Source organism: Candidatus Zixiibacteriota bacterium (assembly GCA_029860345.1).
Classification (GTDB): Bacteria; Zixibacteria; MSB-5A5; order GN15; family FEB-12; genus JAJRTA01.
In genome coordinates this window covers 128,064-145,761 of the sequence record JAOUBJ010000011.1, presented here as the reverse complement: position 1 = coordinate 145,761, position 17,698 = coordinate 128,064, and the positions used below count along the sequence as shown (strand labels likewise).

The window sequence follows — 17,698 nt, the reverse complement described above, 5'->3', positions numbered from 1 at the left end:
GGGGATCGTGGATATACAACCACCTTGTATTTGCACTTGGGGCGACATGCCCCCAAGAAGCGCATCATTTTCTTTTGCTAAGCTCCTACACAATTCGTGTGACAATTCGTAGTAAGCTAATGTAGTACTCCAGCTTAGTTTCTCAAGCATCACAATATAGCCTTTTCGGCTTATAAGTCAATACACAAAGGTCTCAGGGCCCTACGACGCAAGAACCAGGCCAAGCCGGTAATCTGTTAAAGTGCTGGTAGTTGCAGGGTTCCATAAAGTCTAAATGCAGCGCTCTGCCGTTATTGTGAAGGTGGTTTATCAGTTTGTGCCTCAAGCAGCCCTCACACCATCTGTGCAGCAATTCAACAGCCGATGACACTGCCGCAACGTACCCTGAAGGGCTTGTTGATGAAGGTCCATATCGTGGGTGGTGTTGGGCGACTCCGCCCGACACCTGCCGTCCAACCCACTGGCTGTCTGGCGAGTCGCCTTACAGCACCTCCACCGCAAGGCACGTCACCTGACGGCGCAGTGGGTTTGCAACAAGCCCCGAAGGGCTTGTTGATAGAGTCTCCAAACATGGTTGCGTCAGGTCATGTCCGCCACAGGATCAATCCCCGACCCGGCAATCGGCAGGTTCGTCAACACTGACTTAAGTTTGGGCTGGCAGGATTGCCGGTCGCAGGGTATATTGTGGATACTGGGAGGTTTGATGAAGACAGTCCGGTACTTGGCGCTGCTGATGTTCATTGTTCATGGCCGCCCGGTTATGGCAGCGACCGAGGACCGTCCACCTCCGAACGCCAAACCACAAGCCGGCCTTTCGGTCGGTCAAGCCGCCTCGGCAAACTCGTCCGAATGGCCGACCTACTCTGTCACTCACACAACCGCCAAGTTCAACGCAAGTGTGTCCTGGGATGGGACCGATGGTTCGGGTCTGTCGGTGGCCAGCGGAATATATCTTTATCGAGTCGAAGCGGGGGAGAGGACCCAAACGAAAAAGATGGTGCTGGTTAGGTAGGCCGGTCAAGCCGCCCATAAATGGGTACTATGGCTTCGCCGCACATCACTTAAGCACGCGAAGAACAAAGGTCAGGCTTCCCTGTGTCGGGCGAGGTTGCCCAACACCACGCAATGGCGGGTTCACGCCGCGGCGCGCAGGCGAAGACGGACCCGCCCTACATGCTCATGCTTCGACTCCGCTCAGCATGACGTTTGCAAGGCAGGATCGCAGGGATCCTGCCCTACAACATTGTGCAGTTGGTGACCTCTTGGTCGCCTACTTGTCACCACCCAGAATCAGCGGCATGCCGTCTTTGCCGCTACCGATTATGACCACCTTGGAATTCTGGGACTCAGCCAGCGTTAAAGTAGCCTCGATACCCTTCCATTTCAAGTATGATGGCGTGATACCGGTCGCGACAATCTTCTGGAAGTCGGCGATACCCTTCGCCTCGACCCGTTTTCGGTCGGCCTCCAGTTTCTCCTTTTCAATCTCGAACATCTTCCGTTGTGCTTCCTGGTCGGCGGTCAGTTTGAAGTTGATCGCCTCGGTGATCTTAGCCGGAATCTTTACATCCCGGATCAGCACGTTCTCAATCTCAAGGAACTTGTCGGCCATGGCCGCCTGCATCTCAGAGACAATCGCGGCTCCCATCTCCTCACGTTTGGTCGAGTAAATCTCCTCCGGTTTGTACCGCCCGGCCACGGTTCGGGCAATTGTCCGAATCGATGGTGCTATCGAGACATTATAGTAGTTCGGTCCGATAGAAACCTGGAGCGAGTCGATGTGATTGGCCAGCGGTCGATACAGTATTGACACCTCTAGCTGAATGGTGGCGCCATCCGAGGACAGCACGGTCAGCCCTTCTTTGTTTTCCTGAAGCTGGGTCTTGTAGACGAACATGCTGTTCCACGGCAGGTGCCAGATAAAGCCTTCATCGTAGATCTTGCCGAGCTCGGTTCCCCCTCCGAATTTGTAATAGAACACGCCGCGATGACCGGATGGGATTTGCGATCCACAACCTACCATGCCGACTGCGAACAGAGCAATCAACACCAGCGGCAAGAACATGCGTTGAGTTTTGGACATGTGACCTCCTTAGTAATTTCAAAAACACTCGATACTCTTGTTTCTTCTGCGTAAGTACCCTGCCCCTTAACTGATATTCAACAAAAATCGGTGTGCCGGTTTCTCCGACAGTTGTCGCCAGGCGACCCCTCGGGTCAGGGGTATCGAACTACAAGAGAAACCGAGCGCCCCCGGATAGCCTTAGCCTACTGCACGCGGTACGGGACGCACCAAATACCGCCGGGCCGGTCAGGAAGCCGAAACCCAAAGAAGTTGATCGTGTTCCAGATTCTGTCGGAGTTCATAGGCGACCTTATGGTGTCGACGTAATGACCTGTCTCCGGGCGATGCATAAGGCGGTAGACAGGACCAATGTCATCTTCGGCGGATACAATCATGTAAGGAGAGTCGCTCCAGGGATCCAGTGTCCTGACAATTAACCGATCACCTTTGGCGATCCGCTCTATATCTGACACCAACACGTAGGCCTGATTAGATTGTTGGCCCCAAGTCGAGTCTGTGGTCGAATCCAGCACACCGTCATCGCCTCGATGTTCTATTGTAATGGTCACGAGGTACCGAATGTGGTTGTAATCCCGCCCGTCCCCGGGAAACCTGTCACCGTTGGATTTGATGATCTCCATGAATTGTTCCTCGTGCGGAATACCGCCATTGTAGCCGTGCATCAGCCAGCCGGCATAAGCATCACTGTCCTGGCGGAATCTCAAAAAATAGGCCCATCGATGCAGCACACGCTGCTGATAGCGAGGAATCAGCGCGACTGAAGTGGAGTCACTTGTCGCGGAGTCACCGACTATGCGAATGTAAAAGACATCCGTGACTTTTACTTCGGCATCGTCCACAACTCCAAACGGCGCTCCAAAATCTTTGACCTCCCAATAGTTTGGAATGTCCGTAAAGTAGCGTCGACCTACCGAGTCCAGGCTGTCGCGAAAGACCACCCCGGGTCGACCCGGTTTGGTATAAGGATAATCGAAAATCACACTGTCGGTCCGAAACAGGTAACGCCCGTCTTCGTTGCTTTCAATATATCTGATCAGTTCCAAATGATCGTTGGTGTCCTCGACGGTTGGTTTGTCCCGGCAGTTGGTGGTCAACACAGGTAAACTCAACAGCCCCACAATTGCCGTCAGGACGAGCCTTCTGGCTGCCCGGCGGCCGAATTTTGTATAATCAGTTTTCATGTTTCACGGACCAAGTCTGCGAGGCTCATTTTTTGCCGCGCTTTTTTTCATTTCTTCTTTTATACGGGTGATCTCATCTCTCAACAGGACAGCGGTCTCAAAATCCAGGTTGTCGGCCGCCTTTTTCATCGCCGTCATCATGAACGCAAGCTGATCCTCGGTTCCCATTTGGGCAAAATTCGACGGTTTTTCCACCGTCTCTTCTTCCACTGTTTTGGAGTCGGCAAACCGGGTTGCCCGGAGGATTTCGTCGCGCGTCTTGAAAATCGTCTCCGGCTGGATGTTGTGCTCCTGGTTGTACCCAAGCTGCTTCTTGCGCCGACGTTCGGTTTCATCTATAGCCTTGCGCATGGAGTTGGTGATCTTGTCGGCGTAGAAGATCACCTCGCCGTTCTTGTTGCGAGCCGCACGGCCGGCTGTTTGTATCAAGGCCCGAGCCGAACGCAGAAAGCCTTCTTTGTCGGCATCCAGAATCGCCACCAGCGATACCTCCGGCAAATCGAGCCCTTCACGCAATAGGTTCACGCCGATCAACACGTCGAACGCCTTCAAGCGCAGATCCCGAATTATCTCGGTACGATCGATCGAAGCAACCTCCGAGTGCAGGTATCTCACTCGCACTCCGGCTTTGCTGAGATAATCGGTCAAGTCCTCAGACATTCGTTTGGTCAAAGTGGTAACGAGCACTCGTTCGCCGGTGGCTTTACGTTGCTTGATCTGTTCCAGCAGATCATCCACCTGCGTGGCCAGCGGCTTTACCGTTACGATTGGGTCCAAAAGGCCGGTTGGTCGTATCACCTGTTCGACCACAACTCCTTCGCATTTTTCCAGTTCGTAGTCGGCCGGTGTGGCGCTGACATAGATTCTGTGATTGACCAGATTCTCGAACTCCTCAAAGTACAAGGGCCGGTTGTCCAGAGCCGATGGCAACCTGAATCCGTGCGAAACAAGAACTTCCTTGCGACTACGGTCACCGTGGAACATCCCACGCACCTGTGGAATCGATTGGTGCGACTCATCTATAATGGTCAGGAAATCGTCGCCCAGAAAGTCTATAAGTGTGAACGGTCGTTCACCTTCTTTGCGGTTGGTAAGATGCCGCGAGTAGTTCTCGATTCCCGTGCAGTATCCCAACTCTCGGAGCATCTCCAGATCGTATCGGGTCCGCATCTCCAATCGCTGTGCTTCCAAAAGCGAGTTGTTGGCCCGCAACTGTTCAAGACGAACAGCCAGTTCCTCTTCGATCAGCTTGATAGCGACATCAAGCTGTGGGCGGCTGGTGATAAAGTGCTTGGCAGGATAGACGGCCAGCTTTTTGCGATCAGCCAGAATCTCGCCGGTCAGCGGGTGGATCTCGCTGATTCTCTCGATGTCATCACCGAAGAACTCGATACGGTAAGCGTTCTCATGGTAGGCCGGGATCAGTTCGATCGTATCGCCGCGCACACGGAAATTGCCGCGACTGAAATCGATATCGTTACGATTATAATGTATCTCGATCAGCTTGCGGATAACTTCATCACGGTCGTATTCCCGGCCGACTTCGAGCATCATAAACTGGCGTTTGTACTCTTCCGGAGAGCCGAGGCCATAGATGCACGATACCGAAGCAACGATTATAACATCCTCCCGGTCCAGTAGTGATGCTGTCGCACGCAGACGCAGCCGGTCGATATCTTCATTGACCGAGGTGTCTTTCTCGATAAAAGTGTCGGTGGTTGGGATGTATGCTTCCGGTTGGTAATAGTCGTAGTAACTGATAAAAAACTCGACTGCATTGTTAGGGAAGAAGGCTTTAAGCTCACCGAAAAGCTGCGCGGCCAGTGTCTTGTTGTGCGACAGCACCAGGGCAGGGCGGCCCCACTGGGCTATCACGTTGGCAATCGTGAATGTTTTGCCGGAGCCGGTGACGCCAAGCAGCGTTTGGTGTTTCTGATCCCTTTTCAGACCATCGATCAGTTCGGCGATTGCCTGCGGCTGGTCGCCTTTGGGGGCAAAGGTCGACTGCAACTGAAACGCGCCGGCCGCGTCGGTTTTGTCACCCATTTCGGGCTTCTGGTTTATTTGATCAGTCAGACTCATCCACCTTGTAAAACGTACAACCTCTCAATATATCCAAAAGTTTCTGCCCGGCAATCACAAAACAGGCAAGCCTGTCTTTTGCGCTTCGCTCCCTGTGTCCCTAGGTTTCGCGGGGCGCTCGTCACCCTGAGCGCAGTCGAAGGGCGGGCGCGGCGCATAGCGCGAAGTAGCGATTTGTTGCCTTGCCATTGTCATTCCCGCGCCTCCTCTGTCATTCCCGCGAAGGCGGGAATCCATCTTTTCTTCACTATCGTAGCCCAGACGTCCTGCTACTCCAACCGCATTGCATACAGCTTACCGCCGTAAGTGCCTACATATAGAATATCCCGGTGGCTCCCTATGCCTCGGATACGCCCACCAAACTGGCAACTGAAAACAAGCGCGCCATCCGACACACTGTAGCCCGCCAGCAAACCTGTGGACGTACCGAGGATCACCCTGTCCTTCCAGACATGAATCCGCGGGCTGTACCAAAACCCTTTCGTTTCACCCAGTCCATCCATTGACGCTGTCCAGTGAACCGATCCATTGTCAGGATCGATAGACGCCACCTCTCGCTTTGACCCGTTCTCTTCCAGACAGCCCATATAGATCAGCCGACCATCGTGGAGTTTCATCGCGCTTCTTGGCGACAGCGGCTGGGTGGATACGCGCACGGTCGTCCCGTCGACACTGTTGACAAAGACGATGCTTTTCGATTCCGTCCCATACGCTACGAGGTTGTCGACCAGCATCAGTTGAGTGCTGATCTTATCTGTCAGTTTGTGCGACCAAATCTCTTGGCCCGACTGACCGTCGACCGCGTAGAGTTTTTGAGGGTTGCCGTGGAAGATTACCGAGTTGTCCAATACCATAGGATTGGACCGACCCCTCTTTGGTTTTGACTCACCCAGAAGGTCTGTCAAAACCGAGTTGTCCTCCTCGACCGGTGCCCTGCCGAACTCCCAGACGGTCACACCGGTTGCTCGGTTGACGGCGAGCAGGATGCCTGCGTAGTTGACTACATATATCAGACTGTCCAGAATTGCCGGGTCTGAGGGGACACCGTTTTCGACATTCAGTTTCCAGAGCAACTCACCGCTTAGTCTATTCAACGCATATAACGAACCCTGTTTGCTGCTCTTGCCCTCATCGGTCCCGAAGTATACCACGCTGTCGAGAATGAGCGGATTGCTGTGAAACTCGTAGGCGCCATCGCCCGACACATCGAAGCTCCAGCTCAGTCCGCCGGTAAGCGCATCGAAAGCGTAGAAGACACCGGCGCACGATCCGACATAGACCAAGTCACCCGCGACCGCGGGCGCAACAAAGACTCACCCGCCGGTAGCGTATGTCCAGTCGACGTATTGATCGCACTCGCCGCCGATGTGAGTATCTGCCTCGCTCCCGAACGTGCTCGCCGCAACTATCGAGACAATAGCGATGACGCAACTGACGACGCACTTCACTACTGCTGTTGATCTTTTCATGAGTACAACCTCCTGCCTGCCCCAAGATAGCATTGTGGAAGCAGAGAGGGAAGTGGTTCTTTCACCTGCGAACGTCAATCGCGCTCCCTTTGTCACTCAGCCACTACAAGTATCGGAGTGCCCTGTCACCCCGAGCGGAGTCGAGGGGGTGAAGTCGCCAACGCGCGAAGCGTGAAATCCCCATTCAGGGGTGTCATTCCCGCTCACATCGCTGTCATTCCCGCGTAGGCGGGAATCCATCTTCTCTTTCTTCGTCATCGGCAGCGACCGTACGGAGCGCGGCGATCTCAATCACTTACCCAATGAGATTGCCGCGTCGTTTCCCCACAATGACGAGTTTTCCATCACCGTAGGTCGAAACCCCTGCGGTTTCGACATCACGCGCATGGCGTGACTCTTTGGCTTTGTCTTTGCGACAGCAGATGTCGAAACCCGTCCTTCGACTGCGCTCAGGACGACACGGTCAAGCCGTGGTTCTCACCCTTCGGGCTAGGGTTTTCGACCTACCTGAATACAGACCGCCCACAGAACACTTTGTCAGGTCTCCAAGAGAAGAGAGACCCGACCTACAAGAAAGAACTGCTTTCATGGACCGACTTCGCTGTTGGTCCATTCACGCTACTTTTTTGAACAACGCTTCAGAATGTCAATCAGGCTACTCTTATCATGGACCCTGCAATACTTCTCAATGCAGTCTCGTAGTCGGAACCAATCAACGCCTATCGATTCCAGCTTGCGTATAAAATGCTCGTTGACCACCTTCTTGCTTGTCAAACACTTCATCAATTCACAAATGATAGCCGCATTGTAGTCTCGTGGCGGCGTAGCTGGTTTTTCGGATGGACGTCCCACAACGGCTGTAAGCAAGTGTTCTCGGCTAAAGGCCTGCCCGCGCGAGGAGAAACCGTTAGCTTTGATGTGAAACCGATAGACACCGGATTGCGACGAGATTACCGATGTGTCATATTCGCCGGGCGCTGACCTGACTAAAGATAGCTGTTGAGTGGTTCTGTCCGGTCGCGTTACGGTTGCTGTTACCTTGGAGTGCGTTTCAAGCGGCTGACCGTATTCCGAAAGCACCGCTCGCACCAGAAGCGTCGACCCGGGAGTGATGTCACTTTGGTCCAGGTTCACACTGAGTCGAAGATTCGACCTGGTGTGGACTAAGGCCTCATAAGGCAACGATGCCGTACCTCCGAATTGTGTCGATGAGATCGCACCAGCATGACGGCGCTTGACATCGTCATCACGCCGCTTGAAGCGCAGGGCCAGCAGCAGATTCCACTTACCTTCCCAGTGGCCCTTACCTTCGTTCACAAGCGGCAGGACTATCCGGAAACTGTTCGAGTTGGTTCCCGCCCGGTAGGCGCCACTCGGTACTTTAGATTCATCGATTATAGTACCATCCGGTGTTTCCAGGCCTACAACCACGTAGTGCGGGTGTCTCGTCAAGGCGATAGCATCAAACTCGATGTCCGACTTTGTTACCAGGAAAGGAACACGAGCTATCTGCCCGGCCGTGAGCCAACCACCCGGATCGCTGACGATGTCGCGATTCATCACTCCGGCCAGAATCTGAATGAAGAATTTCTCCAGCAAGAACTCATCGTCCTGGGCGATGGCACCGGTCACGAGCGTGTAACCACCACTGTCGTCGGCCAGTTTGAACAGTGTATCGTTGTTCACGTTGGCGGCGTCGGCAACGCCCACGGCGTAGACTCGTTCGTTGATAAACGCCGCAGCATCGTCAACGTCCGGCGCTATTGTATTGTATCCATCGGTGAACACTATCGATGCTTTGATATCGAAATCCGATGCGATAGATGATGTACCGTAGATGTTGGCAGCTTCCTCAAGCCCGGAGCCAATCGAGGTTAACGGCTGATTATTGGGTGGGCCATGAGAGGCAATCTCACCTCGCGCTTCATTGCGAACCGATGATGTAAGTGAGCCTGCAACCTGCAGATCGGTCAGTTTGTCACTACTGTTGGCAAAAGATACCAGAGTGAGACCGTTGTCGTCGTACAGTTGATCCACGAAAGTAGTCGCTGCGTCCCTGAGTACGGATATCCGTGTACGGTTGTTGCCCGCGTCCGACAACATGCTGCCTGATTCATCGAGTATCAGCGCCACCGCAACGGATGGGCGGGCCACCGAGTTTGCCAGAATGGGAATGTCGTTGAAAGTTCCCACGACGTTTCCGTCATCGTCCCGAGCAACCACAGACATGACTCCACCCGGGTCGATGGTGTCGGGCGCACCACCGGTGAACATCACCCAAATCCGAAGTTCGTCGGTCGGGAACGACCCGGATGGGTGAGGGTATGGACCTGGTTCAAAAAGTGAGAACGACCCGGTTGGACCATTGGTTACCTCGAATAACAGCGATCCACACCCAGTGATTTGAAAAAGCGCTGCGCGTTTGGTGGTATCACCTTCCGGTACGTCGTTGAATATGATCTGTGGTGTAGCAAGTGTGATCTCAACGGGGTCTCCTGATATGAACCCCGCGAAGTCAGAATCGCCGGCCACTTCGACCTCCAAACCCAGGTCACGAGGATAGCGGTAACCAAGGTCGGTATGAACCAGCATCGATTCCGGTGTAGCCCCTCCAACCATCGGGTCGCCGAGCGCCACGGCCGCTATGGATGTGTTATCACAGCTTGGTCGCCGATCTGTAGAATACTGCTCGGCGCCGGGATTGTTCAATTGCCACACGGCCCACAGCCGATCGATGTTACAGTGATGCAGATAGAACAGAGGATCGGCTGGTGAACTACCACCGGCCATTGTCCCGCCAGTCCATGTATGGCCCGGGAAATGACTCTGGCACTCAATGGCGCGATACTCGAAGAAATTGGCCTTGTTTCTCAGTTCCTCTTTTATTTCGGCTACGGTTGGTAGCGTATTTGTTGTCGGTTCCGGTTGCGTCCGGACCAGATCCCAGTGATCAAAACGCCCGCCCGAATTCGCACGCCCGCCGAAGAATGAAAGCCACGGATCGGCCTCAAGTGAACGGCCATCGGCTCTCGTCCAATCCCAGAAAGGCAGACTGATTCGCGAATCAATGGCCTGCATTTCCTGTTCAAGCCTGAGTAAGAAATGACGGTGCCATGGAAGAAACTGTGGCACCCAGTGAATGCCATTGTTGAAAAACGTATTGTGTTGATCGGCAAATTCTGCAATTACACCTCGATCATAAAGCTCATTCAGTGCATCTGCTAATCGGTCGAGTTTGTCAGTGTCGTTTGCAACATCAATGAAATTCTGTCGGCAGTACATATTTGATCCCTCCGTTAATTCGATCCACTTTTGTCGGTAGTCCCCTGTAATTGCTCTTTCACCGCGGCCAGCAAGGTTTTCTGGGGCGTTGCGTAGGCATTATCATAGAGCACATAGCCACCGCCTCGCATAAAGAACCGCCGCGGAATGCCGTCTACCAGCAACCGTTCTACATCCCCTTCTTTTCTGATTTGAACAGCATGCCCTTCAACCTCATGCTCTTCAGTATAAGGTGTTGCTTCTTTCTTTTTTGCCATCGCTTGGTCCTCCTATTGTTATTCCTGGTCGCATTTGTCACCTCGTCAGGCAGAGCCAGAGTACGATCCTCTGTACCGGTCGAATTACTCAGACCGGATCAATTGAACGCTCCGATCTGTCGAACTCCCTTCCTTAGCGGACACATTGCGCCGACAACGTCGACAGGTATTGCCGGCTCAAATGGTGTCCAACGCTTGAGGTATCTTTGTAGATTTGCCGCTCGTGTGTTTTACGCATCTAAAAAGAGAGGTGTTTGAATCCGGGCACAAAAAAGTATACAATTGATCCATTTTCACACCCTCCTCAGTTCCCATAAGTGCAAGCGAGCCCCGCCGTCGGCGGATAGCGAGGCGATTTCGTTCATTCACCGGATGAGATTGCAGCGTCGTCTCCGCCGATGGCGTGGCCTCCTCGCAATGACGACATCTCGTGCACCGTAGGTCAGTCCGCCGCGGCGGATTGTGGTCCCGACATCCCGCGCCTTGAAAGCCATTTATGGCCGCGGGATTCTTGTCTTGGGTGGCCCGGACGTTCGTCCGGATTTCAAAGCCAGTAGGTCGAAATTGCTGCCCCGAAGGGCGAGAGTCACGGCTTGATTATGTCGTCTTGAGTGCAGTCGCAGGGACTGCTAAGGGAATTTGCCAGTTGCGTAAGAAGGCTTGGAGCCATATATTGGTTTTCCAGATTAACTTTGAGCGGAGCGCAGTTCTACTTTTTTGATATCTCAACGAGCATCCTGACCCGCCCTTAGTCCAGAAACGAACATGTTAGTGAGGAGGTGATGCTATGAAGCAGTATACTTTCAGCGGTGGAAGGTTTGGGCTCGGGCTTCTCGTTCTCCTAATTGGCGTAGGATGCCAACTCGAACCCGATAACACCGAGGCGTGTCTAATAGGTGTCTTACTTATCTTGATTGCCATCGCGCTATTTATCTTCGCTTTTCGCAAACTCCTGTACTGGTGTGCCGATTGCGGTCAAGGCTTGGGGACGAATCCACGTGTTTGTCAGAGGTGTGGATGCAACATCTACACAAAGTATTTCCAAGGAGTCGGACAATCTGTGCGCAACGGTGGCCAGAGGTACTGAGTTCCCGCAGAGTAGGACAGAACACAGCGGGAACAGTGGAGACGCACAGGCCACTGACAAGAGAAGATGGACCCCGGCCTTCGCCGGGGTGACAGTCGCTAAAGGCGGACGAGAGTGCCTGCAGCTTTCAGGTTTCGACTCCGCTCGCCATGAGGTACGCGCGAAGCGCAAAAAAGTGGTTTACCACCCCCCTCTCCTCAATGGAACCCAGCCAACCTTCGATAGTTTAAGGCTTTGGACAAGGCGCCAAGGCAAAAAACAGGCAAGCCAGTTTAGCCTTGACTTGACACGCTTTTTTGTTACTTTGCGTGGCTTAAATTGAAGCTGGAAAATAACTTCTACGTTGGAGGATACAAATGTACGCCGTTTTTCAAGTTGGCGGCTTTCAATACACGGCCGAAGAAGGAGTCACCGTTCAGGTTCCCCTCATGAAAGCCGGTGAAGGCGACAAGTTCGATATCGAGGAAGTAATGCTGATCTCCGATGGCGACAACTCGCAAGTCGGACAGCCGTTCGTCGAAAACGCCAAGATCGAAGCCGAAGTGGTCGGTCACGGCAAAGGTGAGAAGGTCGTCGTGTACAAGGCGAAACGCCGCACCAAGTACCGCCTCACCCAGGGACATCGCCAGGATTACTCAGAAATCAAGATTAACAAGATCGTCGGCCCATCGGCCTGATTAGCGCGGCTAACTGGATGAGGATGTTAAACGTCATTGTGAGCGCAGCGAAGCAATCTCTTCGTCATGGAGCAAGATTCCACCGAGATTGCCGCGGCATCCCACGGGGCACGGGATACCTCGCAATGACAGATGGTTCGATGCCGGACAAACTGTTTTATTGAGGTAATGTGAGAGCGAGAGCACGGACAGCTCTGCTTCTGCTTTTGGTTCTGTCGGCGCTGGCCGTATCGGCAGAAGCCCAGGAGTATCGAATTGTCGATATCGAGGTGGTAGGCAACCGCGCCGCCAGTCGGTCATTGATAATGGGGGTTTCTTCACTGGAGAAAGGGGAGACGCTAGCCGCGACCGATGTGTCCGAGACAATCCGGCGGCTCTACGGACTGGGCATCTTCGCAGATGTTCGCGTTGACGCCGAACCGGTCACCGGCGGGCTGAAGGTCTATATCACCGTTGAAGAATTGCCCAAACTGACCGGAATCGAGTTCGACGGTTACAAGAAGGTCAAAGAGAAAGACCTCAAGGAAGAACTGGTCGATATCGGTATAGGCGGATACATCTCGCCTTATCTGATCCGCGACAAAAAGAACCAGATCGCCGCACTCTACGCCGAGAGAGGCTACTTCCAGGCGGATATCACGCACCAACTGAAGTACAACGACGATTCCACCGAAGCCTCGCTTGAGTTCAAGATCGATGAGCAATCCAAAGTCAAGGTCGAGAAAGTGGTCCTCACCGGCAATCAGCGGGTCAAAGCCAAGAAGCTCATCAAGAAGATGCGCAACCGCAAGCGCGGTTTTCTCAAATCGTCTGATTTCGCGCAAGACAAATACGACGAAGACCTGGTCAAAATCATCGATGAGTACCACAAGAAAGGGTACATCGATGCATACCTGATTTCTGATTCCACCGTTATCGATACTACCCGAAACCGTATGACAATCTATCTCGATGTGTACGAAGGTCCCCGCTACTACTTCGGCGGGTATGCCTTTGAAGGCAACGATGTCATCAAGACGCCCTACTTGAATCGCATGATGAAGTACAAAGAGGGCGAGGTATTCAATAGGGAGGACTACGACAAATCGCTTGAAGAAATCTACACCGGTTATTACCAGATCGGGCATTTGCACACCCGAGTGGCCGACACCCGCACAACTCGCCAGGATTCGATTATCGACGTGAATTACGAAATCGTCGAAGGTCTGCCCTCGCATATCAATATGATCAAGATCGTGGGCAACTACAAGACCAAGGAAAAGGTCATCCGTCGCGAACTCAAGGTCTATCCGGGTGAGATTTTCAATCAGGCCTACCTGATCAGGTCGATCCGTGATGTAATGGCCCTGAACTATTTCGAGGGCGTGATTCCTAACCCTCTGGCCCTGCCCAACGGCGATGTCGATATCGAATTCAAAGTGACCGAGAAGCGTACCGGCGAGGTCATGGCCGGCGCCGGGTACAACAGTCAGGATAAACTGGTCGGTAATGTCGGCCTGGGTATCCCCAATTTTCGGGGTAATGGTCAGAATGTAGGTTTGAATGTTGAGTTTGGGCGGCGTCGTAATTCTTTTTCGATGTCGTTCACTGAACCCTGGATGTTCGGCCGACCCACCCTGCTCGGCATCAGCGCTTTCATGGTCAACCGTCGTTGGTTCGACGATTACACCGAGGGCAGGCAGGGTGGTTCGCTGCGTTTGGGAAGACGGCTGCGCTGGCCGGACAACTATTTTCGGATGTATGCATCCTACTCGCTGGAGCGAAACCGCTTCTACGATTTCGATGAAGCCTTCGAGGCGCGCAACTCCTACAAGGCGTCATACTATTACCGCGGCGACACCCAGGATGTTTTGCTCAAGCAGGATTTCTACGGCCCCTATCCCGGTTCGGTGACTGCCTATAATGAAGAGTGGCGGGCCGCCTCGCGTCTTGCCGTCAACCTCACGCGCGACTCACGCGATTTGCCGCAGTTTGCCACTTCAGGTTCCAGATTGTCGTACACCTTCGAAAACACCGGCGGACTCTTGGGTGGGTTCTGGCACTATCAGAAGCACTCGATCGAAGTGGCCAAATTCTTTCCGCTGTTTTGGGGACTGTCGCTGGCCACCAAGGTTGAGTATGGCGTCGTAACGTCGCCCTCCGGTGACGATCATATTCTCATCACCGACCGTTTCACCCCGGGCGGAACAGATTTTGACGGCACCGTGCGGGGCTACAACGGTGGCGATCTGACGCCGGATTCGCTGGTTACATCGTCCGATACCGCTTTCTACTATAACGATCCCAATGCCTTGCTGGGCATAGACCCACCTGATGACACCAGTTTCACCAGTTTCCGCACCCGGGTACGCGGCAAATACATGCTGGTGGCCAACATGGAATTGCAGATACCTATCGCCAAGCAGTCGATCTATGGCTTGATTTTCTTTGACGCCGGCAATAGCTGGCTGCACCGCCGCGAGATTAAACCGATTACCGGACTCTATCGCGGCGCCGGTCTCGGCTTCAGGGTTACCGTACCGGGACTGGGAACACTCGGTTTCGACTTCGGTTATGCTCTCGATGACTTTAACGGAGAGGGGACAGGCTGGAAGCCCCACTTCCAGTATGGGTCCACATTTCGATGACAACAAATTATTATTGATAGGAGACAAGTATGTTCAGGAGTCTACATCTACTCGCAGTATTGTTAGTCGCGGTCGCGGTTTCGTGCATGATCGTCCCGACAGTGTCGGCGCAGGGCATGAAACTCGGTTACGTCAAAGAGGACCGTATACAGCAGGAGTATAAGGCGTGGCAGCGGGCTCAGGATGATTGGAACCTGGAGTCCAAAGCCTGGGAAGATGAAGCGCTGGCCAAACAGCAGGAGTTGCAGGACATCGAAGAGGAGTATGAAAAGCAAAAGCTGATCCTCTCCGATGACAAGAAGCGCGAACGGGAAGCGGCTATCAACGCCAAGAAGGAAGCACTGGATGCCTACACCAGGCAGGTGTTCGGACCCAACGGCACGGCCGAGCGCAAGAACCAGGAGTTGTTGCGACCGATTCTGGAAAACATCCAGACGGCTATCGAAGCGGTAGCTATCGAAGGAAACTATGACTTGATACTTACGCTACAGAGTGTCGCCTACATCAAGGAGACCTACGACGTAACCGATGAGGTGTTGACTCGCCTTGAAGAACTGGAGTGACGGTACTCAACTGACCCTTGGGGATATCGCCCGCCTGACCGAGGCTTCGCTTTCGGGCGACCCCGACCTGATCATCAGCGGTGCGGCGCCGATTGAGTCGGCCGCTGAAGGCGACATTACTTTTGTAGCCAACAAGAAATACTTAGCACATCTTGATACCACCAAAGCCGGTGCCGTGGTGCTGGATTTGGAAACTCCCAGCTCGCATCCGGCTATCCTCAGACACAAGGAACCCTACCTCACCTTTGCCCGGGTGCTTGATCTGTTGTATCCGGCGCAGGCGCACGTGGAGACGGGCACCCACGACAGCGCCGTGGTCGACGACACGGCCGGCGTGGATTCCACAGCGGCAATCGGACCCCTCTGCCATATAAAGGCGGGGGCAATCATCGGCAAGGGAACACAATTGGTCTCGTCGGTTTTCGTGGGGCGGGACGTTACGCTCGGTGATAACTGTTTGATTTACCCGGGTGTGTGCATCATGGATGGAACACGCATCGGCAATTCCGTGATCATTCACTCTTCAACGGTAGTCGGTTCCGACGGTTTCGGTTTTGCCGAGTCTGCTGCCGGACTGAAGAAAATCAAACAAGTTGGCTCGGTCGAGATAGAAGACGATGTTGAAATCGGTTCCAACTGTTCAGTCGACCGCGGCGCTCTTGGCCCAACCCGAATCGGCCGCGGGACAAAAATCGACAATCTCGTACAAATCGCTCATAATGTCGAGATTGGCGCCCACAGTATTATCGTCGCGCAGGTAGGTATCTCCGGATCGACCAAAATCGGCAGTGGCGTCATCCTGGCTGGACAGGCGGGCTTGGTCGGTCATATTGAGATCGGTGACGGCGCCCGGGTGGCGGCCCAATCGGGCGTATCTCGATCGATAGAAGAAAAGCAGACAGTGCTTGGCAGTCCGGCGCGGGAAGCTGGACTGGCGCGACGCATTGAAGCCTCCCTCAGTCGTTTGCCGGAACTCTTTAGGCGCGTCCGCTCGCTGGAAAAGAAGTCAGACGACTAAATCAGACTTAGATAAATCAAGTTGAGAACTGCTCTTCGATGGCGGCGATCTTCTGCCAGTTCCTCTCCATCTGCTCCACCATCATCAAGACAGCTTCATGGTTCTGATTCTCACCGGCGGTGCGCACGCCCTGAAGTATCTCCCATTGCTGCCTGTTGACCACCTTCCACTCGGCAATGCGCCGACCCAGATCTCCGCTGGTGTAATTCAGTTCTCGCGACAACCGACGCAGTTGCGGCAGATTGGCTTCGATCCGTACCCGGGAGGCGAGATTACCGACAGCCATTTCGCGCAGCCTTAGTTGGAGCGACTCAATCGATTCCGAAATCCTCATCAGCGGCACAATATTGACGATGCCGATAGCCGTGATTGCCGCCACGGCCGCCGAGATCATGTAGGGCATCAGTGTTACCAGGGCCAGCTCGAACGAACTGCCGATAGTGGCCAATGCATCGGTATCAAAAATGTCGTTGAAATAAACTATAACGGCGGCCGACAAAGCCACCGCCGAACCGGCCATCAATCCGATAGTCGGGTAGAAACCGGCAGCGCCGGGATAGCGGCGAGTTGTGATAACAGTGGTGTCATCGGACATCAGGAGGCTCCGAAGTAAGAGTGCAGGTACGGCATAGGTTCATTGGTAAGAAGCATGGCGAAAAACGTGCCCGGGGACGAGGTTTTCCCGCCGGTGCCAACTGCATGTTGCTACTCAGGCAAGTACAACGACCGAACGACAAAACCTGTCTTCGATAACTCCGACAAAAAGCCTCGCAATCGTGTTGACTGCGAGGCCATTGAACATCGTTGTTCAGAATCTGATCAGAACGGAAGGTCGTCGTCGTCGGAGGCCGCACCTGATGGTGGGGGAGGGGCTGAGTCGGGCGGACCGGACGGATCCGAACCGCCGCCGGAGTCACCCCGGCCACCGATAAACTGAAAATTCTGAACGACTACTTCAGAGATGTATTTCTTGTTACCTTCTTTGTCGTCGTAGCTTCGGTTTTCAATCCGACCCTCAATGTAAATCTCGCGGCCTTTACTCAGGTACTCCTTTATCACCTCAGCTTGTTTGCCCCAGGCGACGATGTTGTGCCAGGTAGTCGACTCCTGTTTCTGCCCGTCCTGGCCTTTCCAGCGTTCGTTTGTGGCTACGGAGAAACTCGCCACCGCCCGACCGCTCTGAGTGTAACGTAGTTCCGGGTCTTTGCCCAAACGTCCGATCAGGATTGCTTTATTCACGCTCATGATTCGGTTTCCTTTGTTTTCATATTCAAATCGCCTGCGGCAATATAGGGGACTTGCCTCCAGATTGTCAAGGACGGGAACATTTAGCTTGCCGCCGTTTTTCAAAACTGATATTGTAAACGAA

14 protein-coding genes and 1 pseudogene are annotated in these 17,698 nt (G+C 53.7%); 5 read left to right on the top strand and 10 right to left on the bottom strand.

Going from position 1 to position 17,698, the window contains the following annotated elements; translation table 11 throughout:
- Nucleotides 1-703: 703 nt before the first annotated feature.
- Complete coding sequence (locus OEV49_12170) at nucleotides 704-1,012, top strand: hypothetical protein (protein ID MDH3891831.1); 309 nt, start codon at nucleotides 704-706, stop codon at nucleotides 1,010-1,012.
- A gap of 258 nt (nucleotides 1,013-1,270) precedes the next feature.
- Here the strand turns inward: OEV49_12170 and OEV49_12165 are convergent, their stop codons facing one another.
- The 8 genes and pseudogenes from OEV49_12165 to OEV49_12130 all read right to left on the bottom strand — a co-directional run bounded on the left by OEV49_12165 (nucleotide 1,271) and on the right by OEV49_12130 (nucleotide 10,357).
- Nucleotides 1,271-2,083, bottom strand: coding sequence for a prohibitin family protein (locus OEV49_12165; GenBank protein MDH3891830.1), 813 nt, complete (start codon nucleotides 2,081-2,083; stop codon nucleotides 1,271-1,273).
- 185 nt (nucleotides 2,084-2,268) lie between these two features.
- Nucleotides 2,269-3,267 carry a hypothetical protein gene (locus OEV49_12160; GenBank protein ID MDH3891829.1) on the bottom strand — a complete coding sequence of 333 codons (999 nt, stop codon included), beginning with the start codon at nucleotides 3,265-3,267 and terminating at the stop codon, nucleotides 2,269-2,271.
- 3 nt (nucleotides 3,268-3,270) lie between these two features.
- Nucleotides 3,271-5,313, bottom strand: a complete 2,043-nt coding sequence (uvrB, locus tag OEV49_12155; protein ID MDH3891828.1) for an excinuclease ABC subunit UvrB — start codon at nucleotides 5,311-5,313, stop codon at nucleotides 3,271-3,273.
- 305 nt (nucleotides 5,314-5,618) lie between these two features.
- Entirely contained in the window at nucleotides 5,619-6,500 is an 882-nt protein-coding gene (locus OEV49_12150) for a PQQ-binding-like beta-propeller repeat protein (GenBank protein MDH3891827.1), read from the bottom strand.
- A gap of 54 nt (nucleotides 6,501-6,554) precedes the next feature.
- Nucleotides 6,555-6,642 (bottom strand): annotated as a pseudogene (locus OEV49_12145) (hypothetical protein).
- Between the two features lie 20 nt (nucleotides 6,643-6,662).
- Entirely contained in the window at nucleotides 6,663-6,818 is a 156-nt protein-coding gene (locus tag OEV49_12140; GenBank protein ID MDH3891826.1) for a hypothetical protein, read from the bottom strand.
- Nucleotides 6,819-7,436: 618 nt separating this feature from the next.
- A complete protein-coding gene (locus OEV49_12135; protein ID MDH3891825.1) occupies nucleotides 7,437-10,100 on the bottom strand; it encodes a tyrosinase family protein in 2,664 nt (887 codons plus the stop codon).
- A gap of 14 nt (nucleotides 10,101-10,114) precedes the next feature.
- Entirely contained in the window at nucleotides 10,115-10,357 is a 243-nt protein-coding gene (locus tag OEV49_12130; GenBank protein MDH3891824.1) for a hypothetical protein, read from the bottom strand.
- Between the two features lie 1,443 nt (nucleotides 10,358-11,800).
- Between OEV49_12130 and rplU the strand changes: the two genes are divergently transcribed.
- From rplU to lpxD, 4 genes are all read left to right on the top strand, one after another.
- Nucleotides 11,801-12,121: a 50S ribosomal protein L21 gene (rplU, locus tag OEV49_12125; GenBank protein MDH3891823.1), complete on the top strand. Its 321-nt coding sequence runs from the start codon at nucleotides 11,801-11,803 to the stop codon at nucleotides 12,119-12,121.
- A gap of 170 nt (nucleotides 12,122-12,291) precedes the next feature.
- Nucleotides 12,292-14,748, top strand: coding sequence for an outer membrane protein assembly factor BamA (gene bamA, locus OEV49_12120; GenBank protein MDH3891822.1), 2,457 nt, complete (start codon nucleotides 12,292-12,294; stop codon nucleotides 14,746-14,748).
- Between the two features lie 29 nt (nucleotides 14,749-14,777).
- Nucleotides 14,778-15,311 carry an OmpH family outer membrane protein gene (locus OEV49_12115; GenBank protein MDH3891821.1) on the top strand — a complete coding sequence of 178 codons (534 nt, stop codon included), beginning with the start codon at nucleotides 14,778-14,780 and terminating at the stop codon, nucleotides 15,309-15,311.
- Complete coding sequence (gene lpxD, locus OEV49_12110; protein ID MDH3891820.1) at nucleotides 15,295-16,329, top strand: UDP-3-O-(3-hydroxymyristoyl)glucosamine N-acyltransferase; 1,035 nt, start codon at nucleotides 15,295-15,297, stop codon at nucleotides 16,327-16,329. Before OEV49_12115 ends, lpxD begins: the two co-directional genes overlap by 17 nt.
- A gap of 16 nt (nucleotides 16,330-16,345) precedes the next feature.
- Here the strand turns inward: lpxD and OEV49_12105 are convergent, their stop codons facing one another.
- Nucleotides 16,346-16,924, bottom strand: a complete 579-nt coding sequence (locus OEV49_12105; protein ID MDH3891819.1) for a hypothetical protein — start codon at nucleotides 16,922-16,924, stop codon at nucleotides 16,346-16,348.
- 224 nt (nucleotides 16,925-17,148) lie between these two features.
- Nucleotides 17,149-17,574: a single-stranded DNA-binding protein gene (locus OEV49_12100; protein ID MDH3891818.1), complete on the bottom strand. Its 426-nt coding sequence runs from the start codon at nucleotides 17,572-17,574 to the stop codon at nucleotides 17,149-17,151.
- Nucleotides 17,575-17,698 lie beyond the last annotated feature (124 nt).